The sequence below is a fragment of the Achromobacter colocynthidis genome (assembly GCF_057334535.1).
On the sequence record NZ_JBHFIZ010000029.1, the window covers coordinates 21,189 to 38,817 of the forward strand.

The 17,629-nt window shown below is 66.6% G+C and carries 12 protein-coding genes; 2 read left to right on the top strand and 10 right to left on the bottom strand.

Annotated elements, in window-relative coordinates:
• Positions 1–123 precede the first annotated feature (123 nt).
• Positions 124–606 carry a MarR family winged helix-turn-helix transcriptional regulator gene (locus ACE04A_RS12615; protein WP_259249214.1) on the bottom strand — a complete coding sequence of 161 codons (483 nt, stop codon included), beginning with the start codon at positions 604–606 and terminating at the stop codon, positions 124–126.
• Between the two features lie 295 nt (positions 607–901).
• On the opposite strand from ACE04A_RS12615, the gene ACE04A_RS12620 reads away from it, so the two are divergent.
• Positions 902–1,888, top strand: coding sequence for a Bug family tripartite tricarboxylate transporter substrate binding protein (locus tag ACE04A_RS12620; protein ID WP_167401049.1), 987 nt, complete (start codon positions 902–904; stop codon positions 1,886–1,888).
• An 8-nt stretch (positions 1,889–1,896) separates the two neighbouring features.
• Positions 1,897–3,537, top strand: coding sequence for a sulfatase-like hydrolase/transferase (locus ACE04A_RS12625; protein WP_448718136.1), 1,641 nt, complete (start codon positions 1,897–1,899; stop codon positions 3,535–3,537).
• Between the two features lie 411 nt (positions 3,538–3,948).
• On the opposite strand, the gene ACE04A_RS12630 is transcribed toward ACE04A_RS12625, so the two are convergent.
• The 9 genes from ACE04A_RS12630 to ACE04A_RS12670 form a co-directional block, all read right to left on the bottom strand.
• On the bottom strand, positions 3,949–5,646 hold the full coding sequence (locus tag ACE04A_RS12630; protein ID WP_259245967.1) for an AMP-binding protein: 1,698 nt from the start codon (positions 5,644–5,646) through the stop codon (positions 3,949–3,951).
• 15 nt (positions 5,647–5,661) lie between these two features.
• Complete coding sequence (locus tag ACE04A_RS12635) at positions 5,662–6,258, bottom strand: chalcone isomerase family protein (protein WP_447990388.1); 597 nt, start codon at positions 6,256–6,258, stop codon at positions 5,662–5,664.
• Positions 6,222–6,767 (bottom strand): DUF4442 domain-containing protein, encoded by a 546-nt coding sequence (locus ACE04A_RS12640; protein WP_448718138.1) that lies wholly within the window; start codon positions 6,765–6,767, stop codon positions 6,222–6,224. Before ACE04A_RS12640 ends, ACE04A_RS12635 begins: the two co-directional genes overlap by 37 nt.
• Before the next feature lie 53 nt (positions 6,768–6,820).
• Positions 6,821–8,020: an acetyl-CoA C-acyltransferase gene (locus ACE04A_RS12645; protein WP_448718140.1), complete on the bottom strand. Its 1,200-nt coding sequence runs from the start codon at positions 8,018–8,020 to the stop codon at positions 6,821–6,823.
• Between the two features lie 10 nt (positions 8,021–8,030).
• Positions 8,031–10,421, bottom strand: a complete 2,391-nt coding sequence (locus ACE04A_RS12650) for a 3-hydroxyacyl-CoA dehydrogenase/enoyl-CoA hydratase family protein (protein WP_448718142.1) — start codon at positions 10,419–10,421, stop codon at positions 8,031–8,033.
• Positions 10,422–10,500: 79 nt separating this feature from the next.
• Positions 10,501–11,823, bottom strand: coding sequence for an OmpP1/FadL family transporter (locus tag ACE04A_RS12655; RefSeq protein ID WP_259245972.1), 1,323 nt, complete (start codon positions 11,821–11,823; stop codon positions 10,501–10,503).
• 94 nt (positions 11,824–11,917) lie between these two features.
• Positions 11,918–13,948 carry a 3-hydroxyacyl-CoA dehydrogenase NAD-binding domain-containing protein gene (locus tag ACE04A_RS12660; RefSeq protein WP_485820173.1) on the bottom strand — a complete coding sequence of 677 codons (2,031 nt, stop codon included), beginning with the start codon at positions 13,946–13,948 and terminating at the stop codon, positions 11,918–11,920.
• Complete coding sequence (locus tag ACE04A_RS12665) at positions 13,945–15,240, bottom strand: acetyl-CoA C-acetyltransferase (RefSeq protein WP_448718146.1); 1,296 nt, start codon at positions 15,238–15,240, stop codon at positions 13,945–13,947. The genes ACE04A_RS12660 and ACE04A_RS12665 overlap by 4 nt, the downstream gene beginning before the upstream one ends.
• A 12-nt stretch (positions 15,241–15,252) precedes the next feature.
• Positions 15,253–17,601 (bottom strand): acyl-CoA dehydrogenase, encoded by a 2,349-nt coding sequence (locus tag ACE04A_RS12670; RefSeq protein WP_485820174.1) that lies wholly within the window; start codon positions 17,599–17,601, stop codon positions 15,253–15,255.
• Between the last annotated feature and the right edge of the window lie 28 nt (positions 17,602–17,629).

The following is a 17,629-nucleotide window of genomic DNA, read 5'->3' on the forward strand; positions in this document are numbered from 1 at the left end:
CTGCAAAACGTGCCGGCCCATCCCCTTCGTCTCTGTAAAAGCCTTTTCTTTCAGCGGCTTGGCGATAGGTTTTCAGGCCGCCCTTGCCCGGCCGCGTTGTTGGCCCGGCGCGACACACCCGGCTTACGCATACTGCGCACGCCGGGTTCCTCCTTCGCGGCGGCTGGCCTTGTCCGCCACGATATTGTCTTCGGCCATGCGCCGCCCGCGCTGCTCGATGCGGCCCAGAAAGTCGCGCAGCAGGGCGACTTCGGCTTCGTTCAAGTCCTGCACCAGCAGCTCGTTCAAGCGCAAGACCTCGGGCAGCAGCGCCTGATAGCGGGCCAGCCCCTCGGCCGTGGCTTCGACCCGCACGACGCGGCGGTCGGCGCTGTCGTGCAGACGGCGCAGCCAGCCTTTTTGGCACAGCGCGCCCAGCGTGCGCGACGTGCGGGCCAGGTCCAGCTTGGCGGCGGCGGCCAGCTCGGCCGAGCTCATGATGCCGCCTTCGATAGCGCAGGCCAGAATGCGCCATTCGCGGCGCGTGATGCCGAAACGGCCTTCGCATAGGCGCACGAAGACCGGGTTGGACTGCGACCATGCCTGGTACAGCCGGTACATCAGCATGTCGGCCAGATGGGGAGGCGGGTCCGATGGGGGCTGGCCCGGGGGCTGAGCTTCGGGCTGACCTGATTCGGGCTGACCTGACCGGGGCAGACCGGATGTCGGGTGGGTTGGCATGGCGTCTCCTCCTTGCCGCGTCGCGGGCCGCGTCTTGCACGGTGCGTGCTGCATATCGTTATTGAAAGTCCTGGATTAGATCAAGCAACGGCCGCGTTGCTAAATTGATTCTGCTTATTTGGATTTGGCCAGGCAGAAAGAACCATAACCGACAGCGGGCCACTGTCCCCAGGAGAAGACGATGCATCAATGGACCAAGGGGTGGATAGCAAAAGCCATCGTGGCCACGGCCATGGCGGGGGGGGCCTCGCTGGCCTGTGCGCAGCAGGCGCCGCTGGACGGCACCTTGACGCTGGTGGTGGGCTACCCGCCAGGCGGCAGTTCCGACCGCATTGCGCGGCTGGTTGCCGACCGCTTGAAGGACCGCGTGGGCGTGCCCGTGGTGGTGGAAAACAAAACCGGGGCAGGCGGACGCATCGCGGCCCAGGCGCTGCATGCGGCGCCGGCTGGGCAGAACGTGCTGATGCTGGCCAACCCCGCGGTCATGGTCGTGGCGCCGCTGGTCTATGCCCAGCCCGGCTATGACGCCAAGCGCGACTTCACGCCGGTGTCGCTGGTCAGCCGCTACAAGTTCGCGCTGGCCGTGCCAGCCAGCTCGCCCATCAAGGACGTGCCCGCCCTGCGCGAGTGGTTGCGCGCCAACCCCAAGCAGTTCACGGTCGGCGTGCCGGCCACCGGCAGCCTGCCGCACTTCTTCGCGCTGATGCTGGGCCGCGAGATCAAGCAGGAACCCGAAGTGATCGGCTATCGCGGGTCCGCGCCGTTGATATCGGAACTGATCGGCGGCATCCTGCCGCAAGGCATCGACACGCTGGACACCCTGCTGCCGCAGCACCGCGCCGGCAAGATCCGCATTCTTGCCACGTCCGGCGACACGCGCGACGCGGATCTGCAAGACGTGCCCACCTTCAAGGAAAGCGGCGTGGACCTGGCCGCCGACGGTTGGAACGCCTTCTTCGCGCCCGCCGCCATGCCCAAGGCCAAGGTGGATCGACTGGGCGCGGACATTGCCGCCATCCTGCGCGAACCCACCATGGAAGAAGCCGTGCGCGCCGTGTTCCTGGAACCGGTATCGCAGGACGCGGCGGGTACCGCCGGCGCACTGGACGCCTACCGCAAGCAATGGGAACCGGTGGTGCGCGACTCCGGCTTCACGGCCACGCAATAGGGGCGGCAATGAGCACGGTGCAGAATGTGTTGTTCATCATGGCCGACCAGTTGCGGGCGGATCACCTTAGCTGCTATGGCCATCCCTATTTGCAAACCCCCAGCCTGGATGCGCTGGCGGCGCGCGGCGTGCGCTTTGATCGCGCCTTCGTGAACTCGGGCGTGTGTGGTCCGTCGCGCATGAGCTACTACACGGGCCGCTATCCGTCGCGCCACGGGGCTACGTGGAACCGCGTGCCGCTGTCGGTCAACGAGATCACGCTGGGCGAGTACCTGGCGGGGCAGGGGCGCGAGCTGGCCCTGGCCGGCAAGACCCACATCATTCCCGACAAGGCCGGCATGGAACGCTTGGCCATCGACGGCGCGTCCGAGCTGGGCGTGCTGCTCAGCCGGGGCGGCTTCACGGAACTGGACCGCTACGATGGCCACCACACCCCCGGCCAGGAAAGCGGCTACCCGGCCTTTCTGCGCCGCCACGGCTACGACAGCGCCGACCCCTGGACCGACTATGTGATTGCCGGCGTGGACGCCAACGGCCAGATCGCCAGCGGCTGGAACATGCGCAACGTGCATCTGCCGTCGCGCGTGGCCGAAGCGCATTCCGAAACTGCCTACATGACGGATCAGGCGCTGGACTTCATGCAACGCCGTGGCAGCCAGCCCTGGGTGCTGCACCTGAGCTACGTCAAGCCGCACTGGCCCTACATGGCCCCGGCCCCGTACCACCAGCGCTATACCGCCGATCAATGCCTGCCCGTGCGGCGCAACCAGGAAGAATTGGCGAACGCCCACCCCGTGGTCGCCGCCTATCGCCAGCAGGAAGAGAGCGTCAGCTTTTCGTCGGACGAATGCGTGCGCGTGGTGCGGCCGGCGTATCAAGGGTTGATCCGGCAACTGGATGATCATCTGGGCCGATTGTTCGACTACATGGAAGGTGCGGGCCTGATGAAGAACACGCTGATCGTGTTCACGGCCGACCATGGCGACTTCCTGGGTGACCACTGGCTGGGCGAAAAAGAACTGTTCTACGACACCGTGCAGCGTGTGCCGTTCATCGTGATGGACCCGTCAGCGGCGGCCAACGCCACGCGCGGGCAGGCCTTGAACGACATGGTGGAAAGCGTGGACGTCGTGCCCACGGTGCTGCGCGCATTGGGCACGCCCGGACCGTCGCATCGGCTGGAAGGCAGGGAACTGCAAACGCTGCTGCATGGCCGAGGAGGTGGCTCTGCATTCGGTACCGGATCGAGTACTGCATCCGGCGGTGCATCCGGTACGGTATCCGGCGCTGCATCCACCACGGAATGGCGCGACTGTGTGTTCTCGGAACTGGACTACAGCTTCCGTCAGGCCCGTATCCTGCGCGGCAAGACGCCACAGAATGCGCGGGCCTGGTCGGTGCGCACGGACCGCTGGCGCTATGTGTACTGGCTCGACGAGCCCGAGCAGCTCTTTGACCTGCACGCCGACCCGGATGAGTTCCAGGACCTGGGTACCAGTAGCACGCATGCGGCGATACGGCTGGAACTGCGCCAGCGCCTGTTGGACTGGATGCTGCGCGGCAAGCGGCGCACCACCATCAGCGACGAGGCCGTGGAAAAAGCCACCAACGCGCATAAGCGGGCGGGGGTTTTCTTCGGGCAGTGGTAGCGAGGGTAGGGGCCTGGAAGGCGGCCAAGATGCCCGGAACCCACAACGCCGATCGCGCGGAACCCATCTTGCAATGTTGCTATGTGGGAAGGCTGCGGAAGAATTGGGTGCTGCTTGATGGGTTTCGCGCGATCGGCGGTTCGTTCTTTTGGGTGCTTTGCCGCGCTCCACCCATCCTACCTGCGACGGGTGGCGCCCGTAGGATGGGTGCAGCGCGGGAAGGTCGTGCCTAGAACCCCTGGCGCTGATCGCGCGGAACCCATCTTGCAGCGGTTGCTATGCGGCAAGGCTGCGGAAGATTTGGGGTGCTGCTTGATGGGTTTCGCGCGATCGGCGGTTTCGTTCTTCTTGTTGCCTTGCCGCGCTCCACCCATCCTACTGCTACGGCTGGTGCAAAAGCCGTTGGGTTTTTCAACTTTGACCCACGCTTTGCTTTTCCGACTGCGGGGCGGCCTCGGGTTTCAATTCCCGGCGCAGGATCTTGCCTACGTTGGTGCGCGGCAGGTCATCGCGGAACTCTACCTGGCGCGGCACCTTGTAGCCCGTCAGTTGCGTGCGGCAATGCGCGATCAGCGTTTCGGCATCCAGCGTGGGATCCTTGCGGATCACATACAGCTTGACTACTTCGCCCGAGCGTTCGTCCGGCACGCCGACCGCGGCCACTTCGCGCACGCCGGGATGCAGCGCGGCGGCGTCCTCGACCTCGTTGGGGTACACGTTGAAGCCCGACACCAGGATCATGTCTTTCTTGCGGTCGATCAGGAACACGTAGCCATCCTGATCCACGTAACCGATGTCGCCCGTGCGCAGGTAGCCATCCGCGTACATCACCAAGGCGGTTTCGTCGGGACGGTTCCAGTAGCCCTGGGTAACCTGCGGGCCGCGCACGCAGATCTCGCCCGTTTCGCCCACGCCCAGTTCCACGCCTTCATCATTGCGGATGGAGATGTCGGTGGACGGCACGGGCAGGCCGATCGACCCCGTGAACGCCTTGACGTCCAGCGGGTTGACGGTGACGGCGGGCGAGGTCTCGGTCAGCCCGTAGGCCTGCGCCAGCGACTTGCCCGTGACCGCGCGCCAGCGGTCGGCCACGGCGCGCTGCACCGCCATGCCCCCGCCCATCGTCAGACGCAGGCGTGAGAAATCCAGCTTGGCGAAGTCCGGGTGATTCAGCAGCGCGTTGAATAGCGTGTTGACACCGGTGAACGCCGAAAACGGTACCTTGCTCATTTCCTTGATCAGCCCGGGAATGTCGCGCGGATTGATGATCAGCAGGTTGCTGGCGCCGATCTTCATGAACGTCAGGCAGTTCGCCGTCAGCGCAAAGATGTGATACAGCGGCAAGGCCGTGACGATGCACTCTTCGCCATCCTTGACCAGCGGCTTGATCCAGGCGTGCGCCTGGTTCAGGTTCGCCACCAGATTGCCGTGCGACAGCATCGCGGCCTTGGCCACGCCGGTGGTGCCGCCCGTGTATTGCAGGCAGGCCAGGTCGCGCTGGCTCAGCGGAACTTCGGTGAATGGCGCCTGGCGGCCCGCGCGCAGCGCATCGCCCAGGCGCACGTGGCCGGGTAGCGACCACGCCGGCACCATGCGCTTGACGCGACGGATCACGAAGTCCACCAACCGGCCTTTAAGCGGGCCCAGCATCTCGCCGATGGACGTCACCAGCACATGTTCGACCGTGCTCCCAGGCAGCGCTTTCTGCACCGTGGCCGCGAAGTTGTCCGCCACCACGATGGCGCGCGCGCCCGAGTCCGCCAACTGGTGTTCAAGCTCGTGCGCCGTGTAAAGCGGATTGCAGTTGACCACGATGCAGCCGGCGCGCAAGGCGCCGAACAGGCAGACGGGGTATTGCAGCAGGTTGGGCATCATCAGCGCGATGCGGTCGCCTTTGCCCAGGCCATTCGCGTGCAGCCAGGCGGCGAAGTCGCGCGTCAGCCCGTCCAGTTCGGCGTAGCTGATGGACTTGCCCATGCTCAGGTACGCGGGTTTGTCCGCGTAGCGGCGGCAACTGTCCCGCACGACCGAGACCAGCGTGGTGACGCCGTCCACCTCGATCTCCGCGGGAACGCCCGCGGGATAGCTCTTGTGCCAGATTCGTTCCATCGTGTGCGGTTCCGCCTAGTTGCCCAACAGGGCATTCTTCAGGGAAGTCTGCGCGGGTTTGTCGCCCAGCCAGACGCGGAGCAAGGCGCGTGCGAAATCGGGGTTGTCGACGCGGCCCCGGTGCTTGCCGTTGTGGGTCACGGCAACGCCTTGGGCGTCGAAATCCACGTCGACCACGTCGCCCTCGCGAGCAATGCCCAGATCGGCCACCAGGCTTTTCAGGCGGTCCGCCGACGCTTTCAGCGTGGCAAGTTCCTTAGGCGGCGTGTTGTCGCGCAGGCCGTCTTGCAGCGCCTCGTCCAGGCTCTCGCTGTCCACGTCGCGCAGCAATTGCAAACGGATGCGGCGGGGTTCGGTGCTGTTGATCACCGCCGCTGCGTCCTGGCTTTTCGTGGTGACGTACAACGCGGCCACGTAGACCTTCACGACAAATCGGGTGCGCAGGCCCGCGCCGTTTAGCACCAGCGTACGGCCGCCTTCGGACATGTGTTCCGGCACGCGCTGGCCAGCCACTTCCATGTCGGCGGCCAGCGCGGGCGCAGCCGCAGCCGCCAGGCTGGCGGCAAGGATCAGGCTCAGGGCGGTGTATCGCCCTCCAGAGATGCGTTGCATGAGTCTCCTCCTGTGTTCTTTTGCTTGTAGAACTTCTTGTCCGCGATATAGATCGTGCGTTCCACCACGGCATACACCACGCCGTCCTTGTCCTTCAATTCCACCGTGTACGTGCGGGTGGTTTCGTGGTCGCGCGCGAGCACGCCGCGTATCTCCGCGATTTCCCCGGGTGGCAGCCGGAAGTCGGCATACAGGGTCGTGTAGGCCGGCTTGCGAAAGCGAATCGACGCCGCCTTGTCCCACACGATGTGGTCCGGGCCCAGCGCCGACATCAGCATGGTGGGGTGGGCGCCGTCCGTCACCGCGAACAGCGACCCGCCGTACATCGAGCCCACGATATTGCGCGTGCGCCGCAACAGCGGCAGCTTGATGCGGATGTGCTGGAAGTCCGGCGACACATGCATCACGCGGCCGCCGGTGGCGCGAAACGCCGGATGCAGGTTGAAGCCCACCCGCATCAGGCGCGCGCGCCATTCCGGCGACAGGTTCTTGAACCAATAGGGCTTCATGCTAGGCATGCCGGGTTATGTCGCACGGTGGTTTTGCTGGGTTGCGCCAGGCCTTACATCGCTTCGAACAGCCCGGCCGCGCCCATGCCGGTGCCGATGCACATGGTGACCAGCCCGTACTTGCCGCCCGTGCGGCGCAGGCCGTGCGTGATGGTGGCCGTGCGGATGGCGCCGGTGGCGCCCAGCGGGTGGCCCAGCGCGATGGCGCCGCCTAGCGGGTTGACCTTGGTGGGGTCCAGCTTCAGTTCACGAATCACCGCCAGTGATTGGGCCGCGAAGGCTTCGTTCAGTTCGATCCAGTCCAGCGCGTCTTGCGTGATGCCGGCGCGCTCCAATACCTTGGGGATGGCCGCCACAGGGCCGATGCCCATCACCTCGGGCGGCACGCCGGCCACCGCGAAGCTGACGAAGCGCGCCAGCGGGCTCAGGTTGAATTCGCGCAGGATGCGGTCGGACACCAGCACCACGGCGGCCGCGCCGTCGGACATCTGCGAACTATTGCCGGCCGTGACGCTGCCGCGCGTCGAGAACACGGGACGCAGCCGCGCCAAGGCTTCGGCGCTGCTGTCCGGGCGCGGGCCTTCGTCCACTTCCACCAGGCGGCGCACCACGCGCACCGCGCCGCTGGCGCCGTCCGGCAGATGCGACACCACTTCATACGGCGTGGTTTCAGCGCGGAAATGACCGGCCGCGATCGCGGCGCAGGCCTTCTGGTGCGAGGCCAGCGCGAAGGCGTCCTGATCCTCGCGCGAGACCTTCCAGCGTTCAGCCACCTTTTCACCGGTTAGCCCCATGCCGAAGGCCATGCCGATGTTCTCGTCGTGGGCGAAGATCTCGGGGTTCATCGACACCTTGTTGCCCATGATCTGCGGCATCGCGCTCATGGATTCGGTGCCAGCGCCGATCATGATGTCGGCCTCGCCCAGGCGGATGCGCGCGGCGGCGTCCGCCACCGCCTGCAAGCCCGATGCGCAGAAGCGGTTGACGGTCACGCCCGCCACGCTTTGCGGCAGGCCCGCCAGCAGCAGGCCGATGCGCGCCACGTTCATGCCTTGTTCGGCTTCCGGCATGGCGCAGCCGGCAATCACGTCTTCGATGCGCCCGGTGTCCAGCGCCGGCACCTGCGCCAGCGCGCCGTTCAGCGCGGCGGCCAGCATGTCGTCGGGGCGCGTGGTGATGTAGGCGCCATTGCGCTTGCCCACCGGCAGGCGCGTGGCGGCGACGATGTAGGCGTCTTGTATCTGCTTGGTCATGATGCTTTCCTCAGTTGCGCAACGGCTTGCCGGTTTCCAGCGTGTGGCGAATGCGGGCCTGGGTTTCAGGCGTGCGCAAGAGCGCGACGAATTCGCGGCGCTCAACCGCCAACAGCCATTCTTCGTCCACCTTCGTGCCGGTTTCGACTTCGCCACCGCACAGGGCCACGGCGGCGCTGCGCGCCACGCGGTAATCGTGCGCGCTGATCATGCCGCCTTCGCGCATGTTGACCAGCACCATCTCGAAGTTGGCGATGCCGTTGCGGCCCGCCACCGGGATGTTCGACAGTCGCGGCGGCGGCGTGTAGCCCGCCTGGGCGGCGGCGCGGGCCTGGCCGATGGCAACAAACAGCAGCTCGTCGGGGTGGAACAGCACGATGTCGTGTTCGCGCGCGAAGCCCGCGTCGATCGCTTCCAGCGCGCTCTTGGCCACCTGCGCCATGGCGATGGTCTGGAAGACGGGTTGCAGGTAGGGGAAAACCTCGCCCGGCGTGGCGGTCTTGGCCGCCAAGGCAGCCGCGCGGCCGGCGAATTCCTTGCTGCCGCCGCCTGCGGGAATCAGTCCGACGCCCGCTTCCACCAGGCCGATATAGCTTTCCAACGCCAGCACGCGGTGCGACGCGTGCATCAGGAATTCGCAGCCCCCGCCCAGCGCCATGCCCTGCACGGCGGCCACGGTGGGAATCTGCGCGTATTTGAACGACTGGGACGCGCGCTGGAATTTCTCAACCATGGCTTCCAGCATGTCGAACTGGCCCTCGGCGCACGCCTGCACCACCTGCTGCAAGTTGGCCCCCACGGCAAAGGGCGGTTCGTGCCAGATGACCAGGCCGTCGAAATCACGTTCGGCACGCGCCACGGCTTGCAGCACGCCTTCCAATACTTCGCCGCCCAGCGTGTGGTTCTTCGATGTGACGGACAGGATGGCGATGCCCGCATCCACGTCCGGCAGGTTCCACAAGCGCACGCCTTCGTTTTCCCACACGGTGACGCCACGATCATCCGGGCCTTCACCGAAGACACGCTCGGGGAACAACTGGCGGCGATACACCGGCAATGAAGAACGCGGATGCAAGGTGCCGGTGCGCGCGGAATACGAGCCTTCGGGCGCATGCACTCCCTGGCGGTCAGATTCCTGCACCCAGGCGGGCAGGGGCGCGTTGCTCATGGCGCGGCCGGCGGCGATGTCTTCAGCCACGGCGGCGGCAATGTCCTGCCAGCCTGCGGCCTGCCAGGTTTCAAACGGGCCTTGCGCCCAGCCAAAGCCCCAGCGCATGGCCAGGTCCAGGTCGCGCGCGTTGTCGGCCACGTGCTCAAGCTGCACGGCGCTGTAGTGGAAGATGTCGCGGAACAGGCTCCACAGGAACTGCGCCTGCGGGTGCTCGCTGGCGCGCAGCGCGGCAAAGCGCTTGGCGGGGTTGCGTTCCTTCAACAGGGCGGCAACCTCATCGGCCAGCTTGCCGGCGCTGGGCACGTAGTCTTGCGCCTTCAGGTCCAGCACCAGGATGTCGCGGCCTTGCTTGCGGTAGACGCCCGCGCCGGTCTTCTGGCCCAGCGCGCCTTTCTGGATCAGGGCCGACAACCATGCAGGCAGCGCGAAGTAGCGGTGCCAGGGGTCGTCGGGCAGGTTCTTTTCCATGGTGCCCACCACGTGGGCCAAGGTGTCCAGGCCGACCACGTCGGCCGTGCGATAGGTGGCGCTCTTGGGGCGGCCGATCTTCGGGCCGGTCAGCGCGTCGACTTCGTCAAAGCCCAACCCCAGGCGCGCGGTGTGGTGCATGGCGGCCAGGATGGAGAACACGCCAATGCGGTTGGCCACGAAGTTGGGCGTGTCCAGCGCGCGGATCACGCCCTTGCCCAGCGTGGACGTGAGCCAGGTTTCCAACTGGTCCAGCACGGCCGGCTGCGTATGCGACGTGGCAATGATCTCCACCAGGCGCATGTAGCGCGGCGGATTGAAGAAGTGGATGCCGCAGAAGCGCTCACGCAGGCTTGCGGGCAGGGCGTTGGCCAGCGCGTCGATCGACAGGCCGGACGTGTTGGACGCAACGATGGCGTCGGGCGACACATGCGGGGCAATGCGCTCGTACAGCGCCGTCTTCCAGTCCATGCGTTCGGCGATGGCTTCGATGATCAGGTCGCAGCCACGCAGCGCGTCCAGGTGGTCGTCGTAGTTCGCGGGGGTAATCAGGGCGATGCGGGCCGCGCCGGCCAGCGGGGCGGGTTCCAGCTTTTTCAGGCCGGCCAGGGCCTTGTTGACGATGCCGTTGCGGTCGCCTTCGGACGCGGCCAGGTCGAACAGCGTGACGGGCACGCCGGCATTGGCCAGGTGGGCGGCAATTTGCGCGCCCATGACGCCGGCGCCCAGGACGGCAACGTGTTTGACGACGAACTTGCTCAAGGGGAATCTCCTTCAAAAAACGGGGGGCGGCGCGGCCGCCCGCCCGTGCAAGCCTGAATGCGGGGCCTGATCTTGGTGCCTAGAAGCGGGACGTCAGTTGCAGGCCCACGATGTGGGCGTTGCTGTTATAGGTGCCCGCCACGCGGCCCTTGGTCGCCGCACTGCCGGACGTGGTGTCGATGTCCGTGTCGCGCAGGTACAGATAGGTGTAGCCCAGGTCCAGCGTGGTGCTCTTGGTGGCTTCCCACTGCACGCCGGTCGAGAACCAGTAACGGTTGTTGTCGGGCAGGGACGTCGGGCGGTCGGCCTCGTTGTGGACCGGCGACTGGTCATAGGCCAAGCCGAACTTCCACTTCCAGGCCGGGGCGAACTTGTAGTTCGCGCCCACGGCGATGCGCCAGGTGTCGCGGAAATTCAGGGGCAGTTCATCGTCGCGCGCGCCGGGGCCGGAGTTGCGGATTTTCAGCTCGGGAATGCTGCTCCAACCCGTCCACGATACGTCGCCCAGCAGTTCCCAGCGTTCGTTCAACTGGTGCGCGGCGCTGAGGATCAGCGTATCGGGCAGGTCTACCGAGGCCTTGGCATCGAACGACACCGATTGCCGTGCCGGGCCGATGTTGCTGATGTCGGTATCGCCCTTGGCGGTGTGCTTGATCTTTGAACGGTACGACAGGCCGATGCGGGTGTCTTCCGTGGGTTGCAGCATGAAGCCGACGTTCCAGCCCCAGGCATCGCCCTTCAGGTTCAGGTCGGCATCGCCATTGGTGGCGACCGGCAGGCCGGCAATCGGCACCACCGTTTTTTTCTTGTAGTTGGCGTCGATGTGTTGCCAGTTCACGCCGAAGCCCATCGAGAACTTGTCGTTCACCTTGTAGGCAATCGACGGGTTCACGTTGATGGTCTTGATCTCGAACTTGTTGGAGTGGTACTGGCCTACCCAGTCGTCGTCGTATTCGGTCATGAGGCCGAAGGGGGCGCCGACGCCCAGGCCGATGTACCACTGCTCATTCAATTGCCAGGAGGCATACAGGTTGGGTACCACGCCCAGGTTGCCTGCGTCGCCACCGTTGCCGCCGGTGGGCACCGAACCGTTCAGGCCCGAGCCCGGAATGCCGGGAACGCTGGGATTGCGGCTGTCGCCGTTGTCCTTGAATTTGAACGACGGCTTGATCAGATTGACCCCGCCCGAAAAGTTCACGCCCGGCAGATACGTCATGCCGGCCGGGTTGTAGTAGATGATGCTGGCGTTTTCCGGATTTGCCGCCGAGCCTGCGTAGGCGTTGCCCAGGCCGCTGGCGTTCTGCTCTAAGAGCTGAAAGCCGGCGGCGTAGGACGTTGCGGACGCGCCCAAGCCGACCACGATGGCCGACAAGGTGCTCAGGGACAATGAACGTCTGCGCATGGTACTGCCTCCTCGAGTTGGATGTATGTCTCTATGGCACTGCCGGTCTGTTTGTCGGGCCGGTCTAATCGGCGTGAGCCGTTCTGCTGCGGTGCTAGGCATTGCTGCCCCGGTAATGCAAGGGTCCGCCCGTGAAAGGCGCGAACCCCGTTCCAAAAATCACGCCGGCATCGGCCAGGTCGGCATCGGCGACCACGCCGTCTTCCACGCGCTGCCGGGTGGCGTCCACCAGGGGCTGGATCAGGCGCTGCGCCAGGCCGTCGGGAACGGAAGAGGCGGGGGCGGCGTTGGCCTTGCCCGCTTTGTCCTTTTCCGCTTTGTCCTTTTCCACCTTGATCGGCTTGCCGTCGCGCCAGGTGTAGAAGCCCTTGCCGGTTTTCTTGCCGAGGTCGCCGCGTGCCAGCCGGTCGGCCAGGCAGCGGGGCGGCTCGGCGCCATCCGCCAGGGCTTCCCCCGCCGCGCGCGCGATGTCCAGGCCCACCGTGTCGGCCAGCTCCAGCGGGCCCATCGGCATGCCGAACGCCACCATGGCGGCGTCGACGGTTTCCGGCGCCAGGCCGTCGTCCACGCTGCGCATGGCTTGCAGCATATAGGGCGCCAGCACGGCGTTCACGAGGAATCCCGGCGCGCTCTTGACGGGAAGCGCCAGCTTGTCGATCTGACCCACGAAGGCGCAGGCGCGCGCGGTGGCGTCGCTCATGTTGCTAGTCGTGTTGGCCCCCGCGTTGCCCGCCGCGTTGCTGCCCATGTCACCCCCGTCGCCGTCGGCATGCACCACTTCCACTAGCGGCATCTTGGCCACCGGGTTGAAAAAGTGGATGCCCACCAGCCGTTCGGGCCGCGCCAGCCCGGCGCGCAAGGTTTCCAGCGACAGGCTGGACGTGTTGGTGGCCAGCAGCGCGTCGGCCTTCATGCGGGGTTCCAGCGACGCATACAGTGCGCGCTTGGCGTCGGCTTGTTCGCTGATGGCTTCGATGATGATGTCGGCGCGCGGCACGCCACCGCCCGCGGGGTCGGGAATCAGGCGGTCCAGCGCGGCGCGCGCCAGACGGGAATCTTTCAAGCGGCGCGCATACAGCGCGGCGGCGCGCTTGATGGCGGGGGCGATGCGCGCCATGTCCTGATCTTGCAAGGTCACCGTCATGCCCTTGAGCGCGCACCACGCAGCGATGTCGCCGCCCATCGTGCCCGCGCCCACCACATGCACATGGCGCGGGGGCGCGACGCCAGGCTGCTTGCCGTTGGCCTTCAGCCGTTCCTGCAAGCGGAACACGCGCAGCAGATTGCGCGCCGTGTCCGACGAAATGATGCCGTCGATCAGCTCAGGAGCCTGCAAGGCGTTGCCGCCATGCTTTTCCCAGAGCGTGACGATGGCGGGCGCGGCGGGGTAGTGCCCCAGCGGATCTTTCTCGGCGATCTGCTTGCGCGCGCGATTGGCGACGATGGCCTTGAACGGCCAGCGGTTGGCCAGGCCGCCCAGCCCGCGCGCACGGCGCGGCGGCTTTTTCGACAGCACGGTCTGGCGGGCGGCGGCGTGCAGCAAGCGCGTGGGCACGCGCGCGTCGGCCAGGCCGAGCGCGGCGGCGCGCCGGGCATCCGCGCCCCGGCCGGTCAGCATCATGTCCAGCGCGGCGGGCGCGCCAATGACTTGCGGCAGGCGCAGCATGCCGCCCCAGCCGGGAAAGATGCCCAGCATGACTTCCGGCAGCGCCAGCGATGTGCCGGGCTGGTCGGCCACCAGCCGGTAGCGGCAAGCCAGCGCCAGCTCCAGGCCGCCGCCCAGGCAATGGCCCTGAATCAAGGCCAGCGTGGGATAGCGCACGGCGGCCAGGCGGTTGAACAGGTTCCAGCCACGGGCCACCAGCCCGCGCGCTTGTTCCGGGGTGTCCAGATTGGCGAATTCGTTGACGTCGGCGCCCACGATAAAGCCCGTGGCCTTGCCGGACTGGATGATCAGCCCCTTGGGCGGGGCGGCGTCCAGCGCGTCCAGCACCACGGCCAGCTCGGCCATGGTGTCGGCCGACAGCGTGTTCACGGCGCTGCCGGCGCGGTCGAACGTCAGCCATGCCAGGCCGTCTGTGTCGCGCTCCAGGCGCCAGTGCGAAAGCGAGTCGATGGTCGTCATGGGCGGTCCTCGTCCAGGGTTTCAACCAGCATGGCGCCGCCTTGGCCGCCGCCGATGCAGATGGCCGCCATGCCGCGCTTGGCGCCGCGGCGCTTGAGCGCGTCAAGCAGGTGCAGCACAATGCGCGCGCCGGACGCGCCCACCGGGTGCCCGATGGCGATGGCGCCGCCATCGACGTTGAGCTTGGCGGGGTCCAGCGAGCCCCATGCCGGCGTTCCGAAATGCTCCTGGCAATAGGCTTCGTCGCGCCAGGCCGCCAGGCAGCCCAGCACCTGCGCCGCGAAGGCTTCGTTGATTTCCCACAAGTCCAGGTCGTTCAAGCCAAGACCGTGGCGTTGCAGGATGGGGGTGGCGGCATGCACGGGACCCAAGCCCATTTGCGCGGGGTCCAGGCCGGCCCACTGGCTGTCGACAATGCGGCCGATGGGGCGCAGGTTCCATTTGGCGACGGCGTCTTCGGAAGCCAGCACCAGCATGGCCGCGCCATCGGTCACCTGCGAGCTGTTGCCCGCCGTGATGTTGCCCCAGGGCTTGTCGAACACGGGCCTGAGCTTGGCCAGCTTGTCGGGCGTGGAGTCTTCGCGCACGCCGTCATCGTCGGGGTACAGCTTGCCCTGGGTGTCGATCAGCGGTGTGATTTCACCCAGCGCGCCCGCCGCGCGCGCAGCCAGCACGCGCTGGTGGCTGCCCGCCGCGTAAGCGTCCATGGCGGCGCGGTCGATGCCGAAACGGGTGGCGACGTTCTCGGCGGTCTGGCCCATCGACAGGCCCACCACCGGGTCCGTCAGGCCCTTGAGCAGGCCGATGACCGGCGCCAGGTTTTTCAGTTTGAAGCCGCGCAACGCCGCCAGTTTGGCGCCCACGCCGCGTGCCGCGTACCAGCCGGACAGCCAGCGCACCATCTCGTCCGAGAACAACAGCGGCGCGCGCGACAGCGCATCGGTGCCGCCGGCCAGCACCAATTGCGAGCGGCCGGACTGGATGTTGGCAATGCCGGAATCCAGCGCCTGCATGCCGGACGCGCAATTGCGCATGACCGTCCAACCGGGCACCTGGTTGCCGCAGCCCAGGCGCAATGCAATCACGCGGCCGATGTTGACTTCATCGGGCGAGGGCGCGGCGCAGCCTACGATGACTTCGTCCAGATCGGTGGGCGCATAGGGCTGGCGCAGCAACAAGGCACGTCCGGCCTGCACGGCCAGATCGCCCGCCGAAAATGCGCCCGGCCCGGTGCGGGCTTTGAGGAAGGGCGTACGGGCGCCATCCACGACATAAACCGGTTTGAATGCCATCGGGGCCCTCCGTCAAGCGACCTTGCGTTCGGCGTCGGGCCGGGCGGCCTGCGACGCGCCAAGATCAAAGGGGAAATCATCCACTTTCACCACGGTATCGCGCAAGCTGTTGCGGCGTTTCACCACGGCATATTCTTCCGCCGTGATGCCGCCTGCCGCGTAGGCGGCATCGGCAATGTCGCGCACGTTGGCTTGCGGGTTGCCTTCCAGCGTGCCGCGCTTTTCCAGTTCGCGGATCTTGGCGTCGATGGGCTCGGCTTCCAGCGTGGCGGCCAGCGCTTGTTCGATCGCGCCCACGGGCTCGTCGGCGGTGGCGGGCAGGTGGCAGCCCGAGGTCAGGCGGTCGCGCGTGGCGCCCGGGTTGATCAACAGCCGCGCCACGTCCTGGCCCAGGATGTCCGAGGGCTGCGTCTGCGTGCGGCCCCAGGGGAAGATCAGCCGCGCCATGCTCCAGGCCACAAAGCGGTTGGGGAAGTTGTCCAGCACGCCGTCAAACGCTTCCTGCAACTTGAACAGAGCGTCCTGGATCGACCAATGCGCAAGCGGCGCATCGGCGGCCTGGCGACGTTCGTCTTCAAAGCGCTTGAGCGTGGCGCTGATCAGGTACATCTGCGAGAGCACGTCGCCCAAGCGCGCCGACAAGCGTTCGCGGCGCTTCAGGCTGCCGCCCAGTACCAGCATCGACGTATCGGCCAGCAGCGCGAAGGCGGCCGAATAGCGGCTGAGCAACTGGTAATAGCGCTTCATGTCGGGCGCCACGTCGGCGTTCACCTTGACCCAGCGCGCGCCGGTCAAGGCGGTGCCCAGGGTGCGCAGCTTGTTCTTGGCCACAAAGCCCACGTGGCCCCAGAAGGCGGCATCGAAGTCGGTCAGGCCTTGCCTGGCGTCCGACGATTGCGCGGCTTGCATTTCAGCCAGTACATAGGGATGGCAACGGATGGCGCCCTGCCCGAAGATGATCAGGCTGCGCGTCAGGATGTTGGCGCCTTCGACGGTGATGCCGATGGGAATCTGCTGGTACGCCCGGCCCAGGAAGTTGTTGGGACCCAGGCAGATGCCCTTGCCGCCAATCACGTCCATGCCGTCGTTGACGACCTGGCGCGCGCGTTCGGTCACATGGTATTTGACGATGGCCGACACGACCGAGGGCTTTTCACCCAGGTCCACCGCGCCCGCCGTCATGCTGCGCGCGGCGTCCATCATGTAGGTGTGGCCGCCGATGCGGGCCAATGCTTCTTCCACGCCTTCGAACTTGCCGACGGGCATGCGGAACTGGCTGCGCACGCGCGCATACCCGCCCACGGCGCGCGCCGTCAGCTTGGACATGCCGGTGTTGGAAGAGGGCAGCGAAATCGAACGGCCCGCGGCCAGGCATTCCATCAGCATGCGCCAGCCCTGGCCGGCCATGGCGGGGCCGCCGATGATGAAGTCCAGCGGCATGAAGACGTCCGTGCCGCGCGTGGGGCCGTTCATGAACATGGCGTTCAGCGGGAAGTGGCGGCGGCCGGTGTCCACGCCGGGATGGTCGTGCGGCACCAGCGCGCAAGTGATGCCCAGGTCTTTCTTGCCGCCCAGCAGGCCGTCGGGGTCGTACAGGCGGAACGCCAGGCCCAGCAGCGTGCAGACCGGGGCCAGCGTGATGTAGCGCTTGTCCCAGGTGACGCGCATGCCGATCACTTCGCGGCCCTGCCATTCGCCCTTGCAGACAATGCCGCTGTCGGGAATGGCGGCGGCATCCGAACCCGCCCACGGGCTGGTCAGCGCAAAGGCCGGCACGTCGTCGCCGCGCGCCAGGCGCGGCAGGTAGTGGTTCTTCTGTTCATCGGTGCCGTAGTGCAGCAGCAGCTCGGCGGGCCCCAGCGAGTTGGGCACCATGACGGACACCGCCAGCGCGGACGAACGCGTCGACAGCTTGGTCACGATTTCGGAATGGGCATAGGCCGAGAACGCCAGGCCGCCATATTCCTTGGGGATGATCATGCCCAGAAAGCCCTGGGTCTTCAGATAGGTCCAGACCTCGGGCGGCAGGTCGTGACGTTCCTGCGTGACGCTCCAGTCATTGACCATGCGGCAGGCGGTTTCGGCCTGGTTATCCAGAAAGTGCTGTTCTTCGTCGGTCAGGCGCGGGCGCGGGTAGGCCAGCAGGCGGCTCCAGTCGGGGCGGCCGCGAAACAGCTCGCCTTCCCACCACACCGTGCCGGCTTCCAGCGCGTCGCGCTCGGTGTCCGACATCTGCGGCAGCACCTTGCGGTACAGGTTGAAGATGGGCGCGGACAGCAGCGCCCGGCGCAGCGGCCGCACGGTCAGCACGATGGCGGCAAGGGCCGCGATAACGAGAAGCGTGAGGATCACTGCGTCCATTTCTTTTGTCTCCGTAAGGTCTGTCTTG

What these genes read in the sequence shown, in the direction of transcription:
- ACE04A_RS12655 (WP_259245972.1), bottom strand. Translation starts at nt 11,823, where the DNA reads ATGCGCAGACGTTCATTGTCCCTGAGCACCTTGTCGGCCATCGTGGTC.
- ACE04A_RS12645 (WP_448718140.1), bottom strand. Translation starts at nt 8,020, where the DNA reads ATGACCAAGCAGATACAAGACGCCTACATCGTCGCCGCCACGCGCCTG.
- ACE04A_RS12635 (WP_447990388.1), bottom strand. Translation starts at nt 6,258, where the DNA reads ATGCAACGCATCTCTGGAGGGCGATACACCGCCCTGAGCCTGATCCTT.
- ACE04A_RS12620 (WP_167401049.1), top strand. Translation starts at nt 902, where the DNA reads ATGCATCAATGGACCAAGGGGTGGATAGCAAAAGCCATCGTGGCCACG.
- ACE04A_RS12615 (WP_259249214.1), bottom strand. Translation starts at nt 606, where the DNA reads ATGCTGATGTACCGGCTGTACCAGGCATGGTCGCAGTCCAACCCGGTC.
- ACE04A_RS12660 (WP_485820173.1), bottom strand. Translation starts at nt 13,948, where the DNA reads ATGACGACCATCGACTCGCTTTCGCACTGGCGCCTGGAGCGCGACACA.
- ACE04A_RS12665 (WP_448718146.1), bottom strand. Translation starts at nt 15,240, where the DNA reads ATGGCATTCAAACCGGTTTATGTCGTGGATGGCGCCCGTACGCCCTTC.
- ACE04A_RS12640 (WP_448718138.1), bottom strand. Translation starts at nt 6,767, where the DNA reads ATGAAGCCCTATTGGTTCAAGAACCTGTCGCCGGAATGGCGCGCGCGC.
- ACE04A_RS12630 (WP_259245967.1), bottom strand. Translation starts at nt 5,646, where the DNA reads ATGGAACGAATCTGGCACAAGAGCTATCCCGCGGGCGTTCCCGCGGAG.
- ACE04A_RS12670 (WP_485820174.1), bottom strand. Translation starts at nt 17,601, where the DNA reads ATGGACGCAGTGATCCTCACGCTTCTCGTTATCGCGGCCCTTGCCGCC.
- ACE04A_RS12625 (WP_448718136.1), top strand. Translation starts at nt 1,897, where the DNA reads ATGAGCACGGTGCAGAATGTGTTGTTCATCATGGCCGACCAGTTGCGG.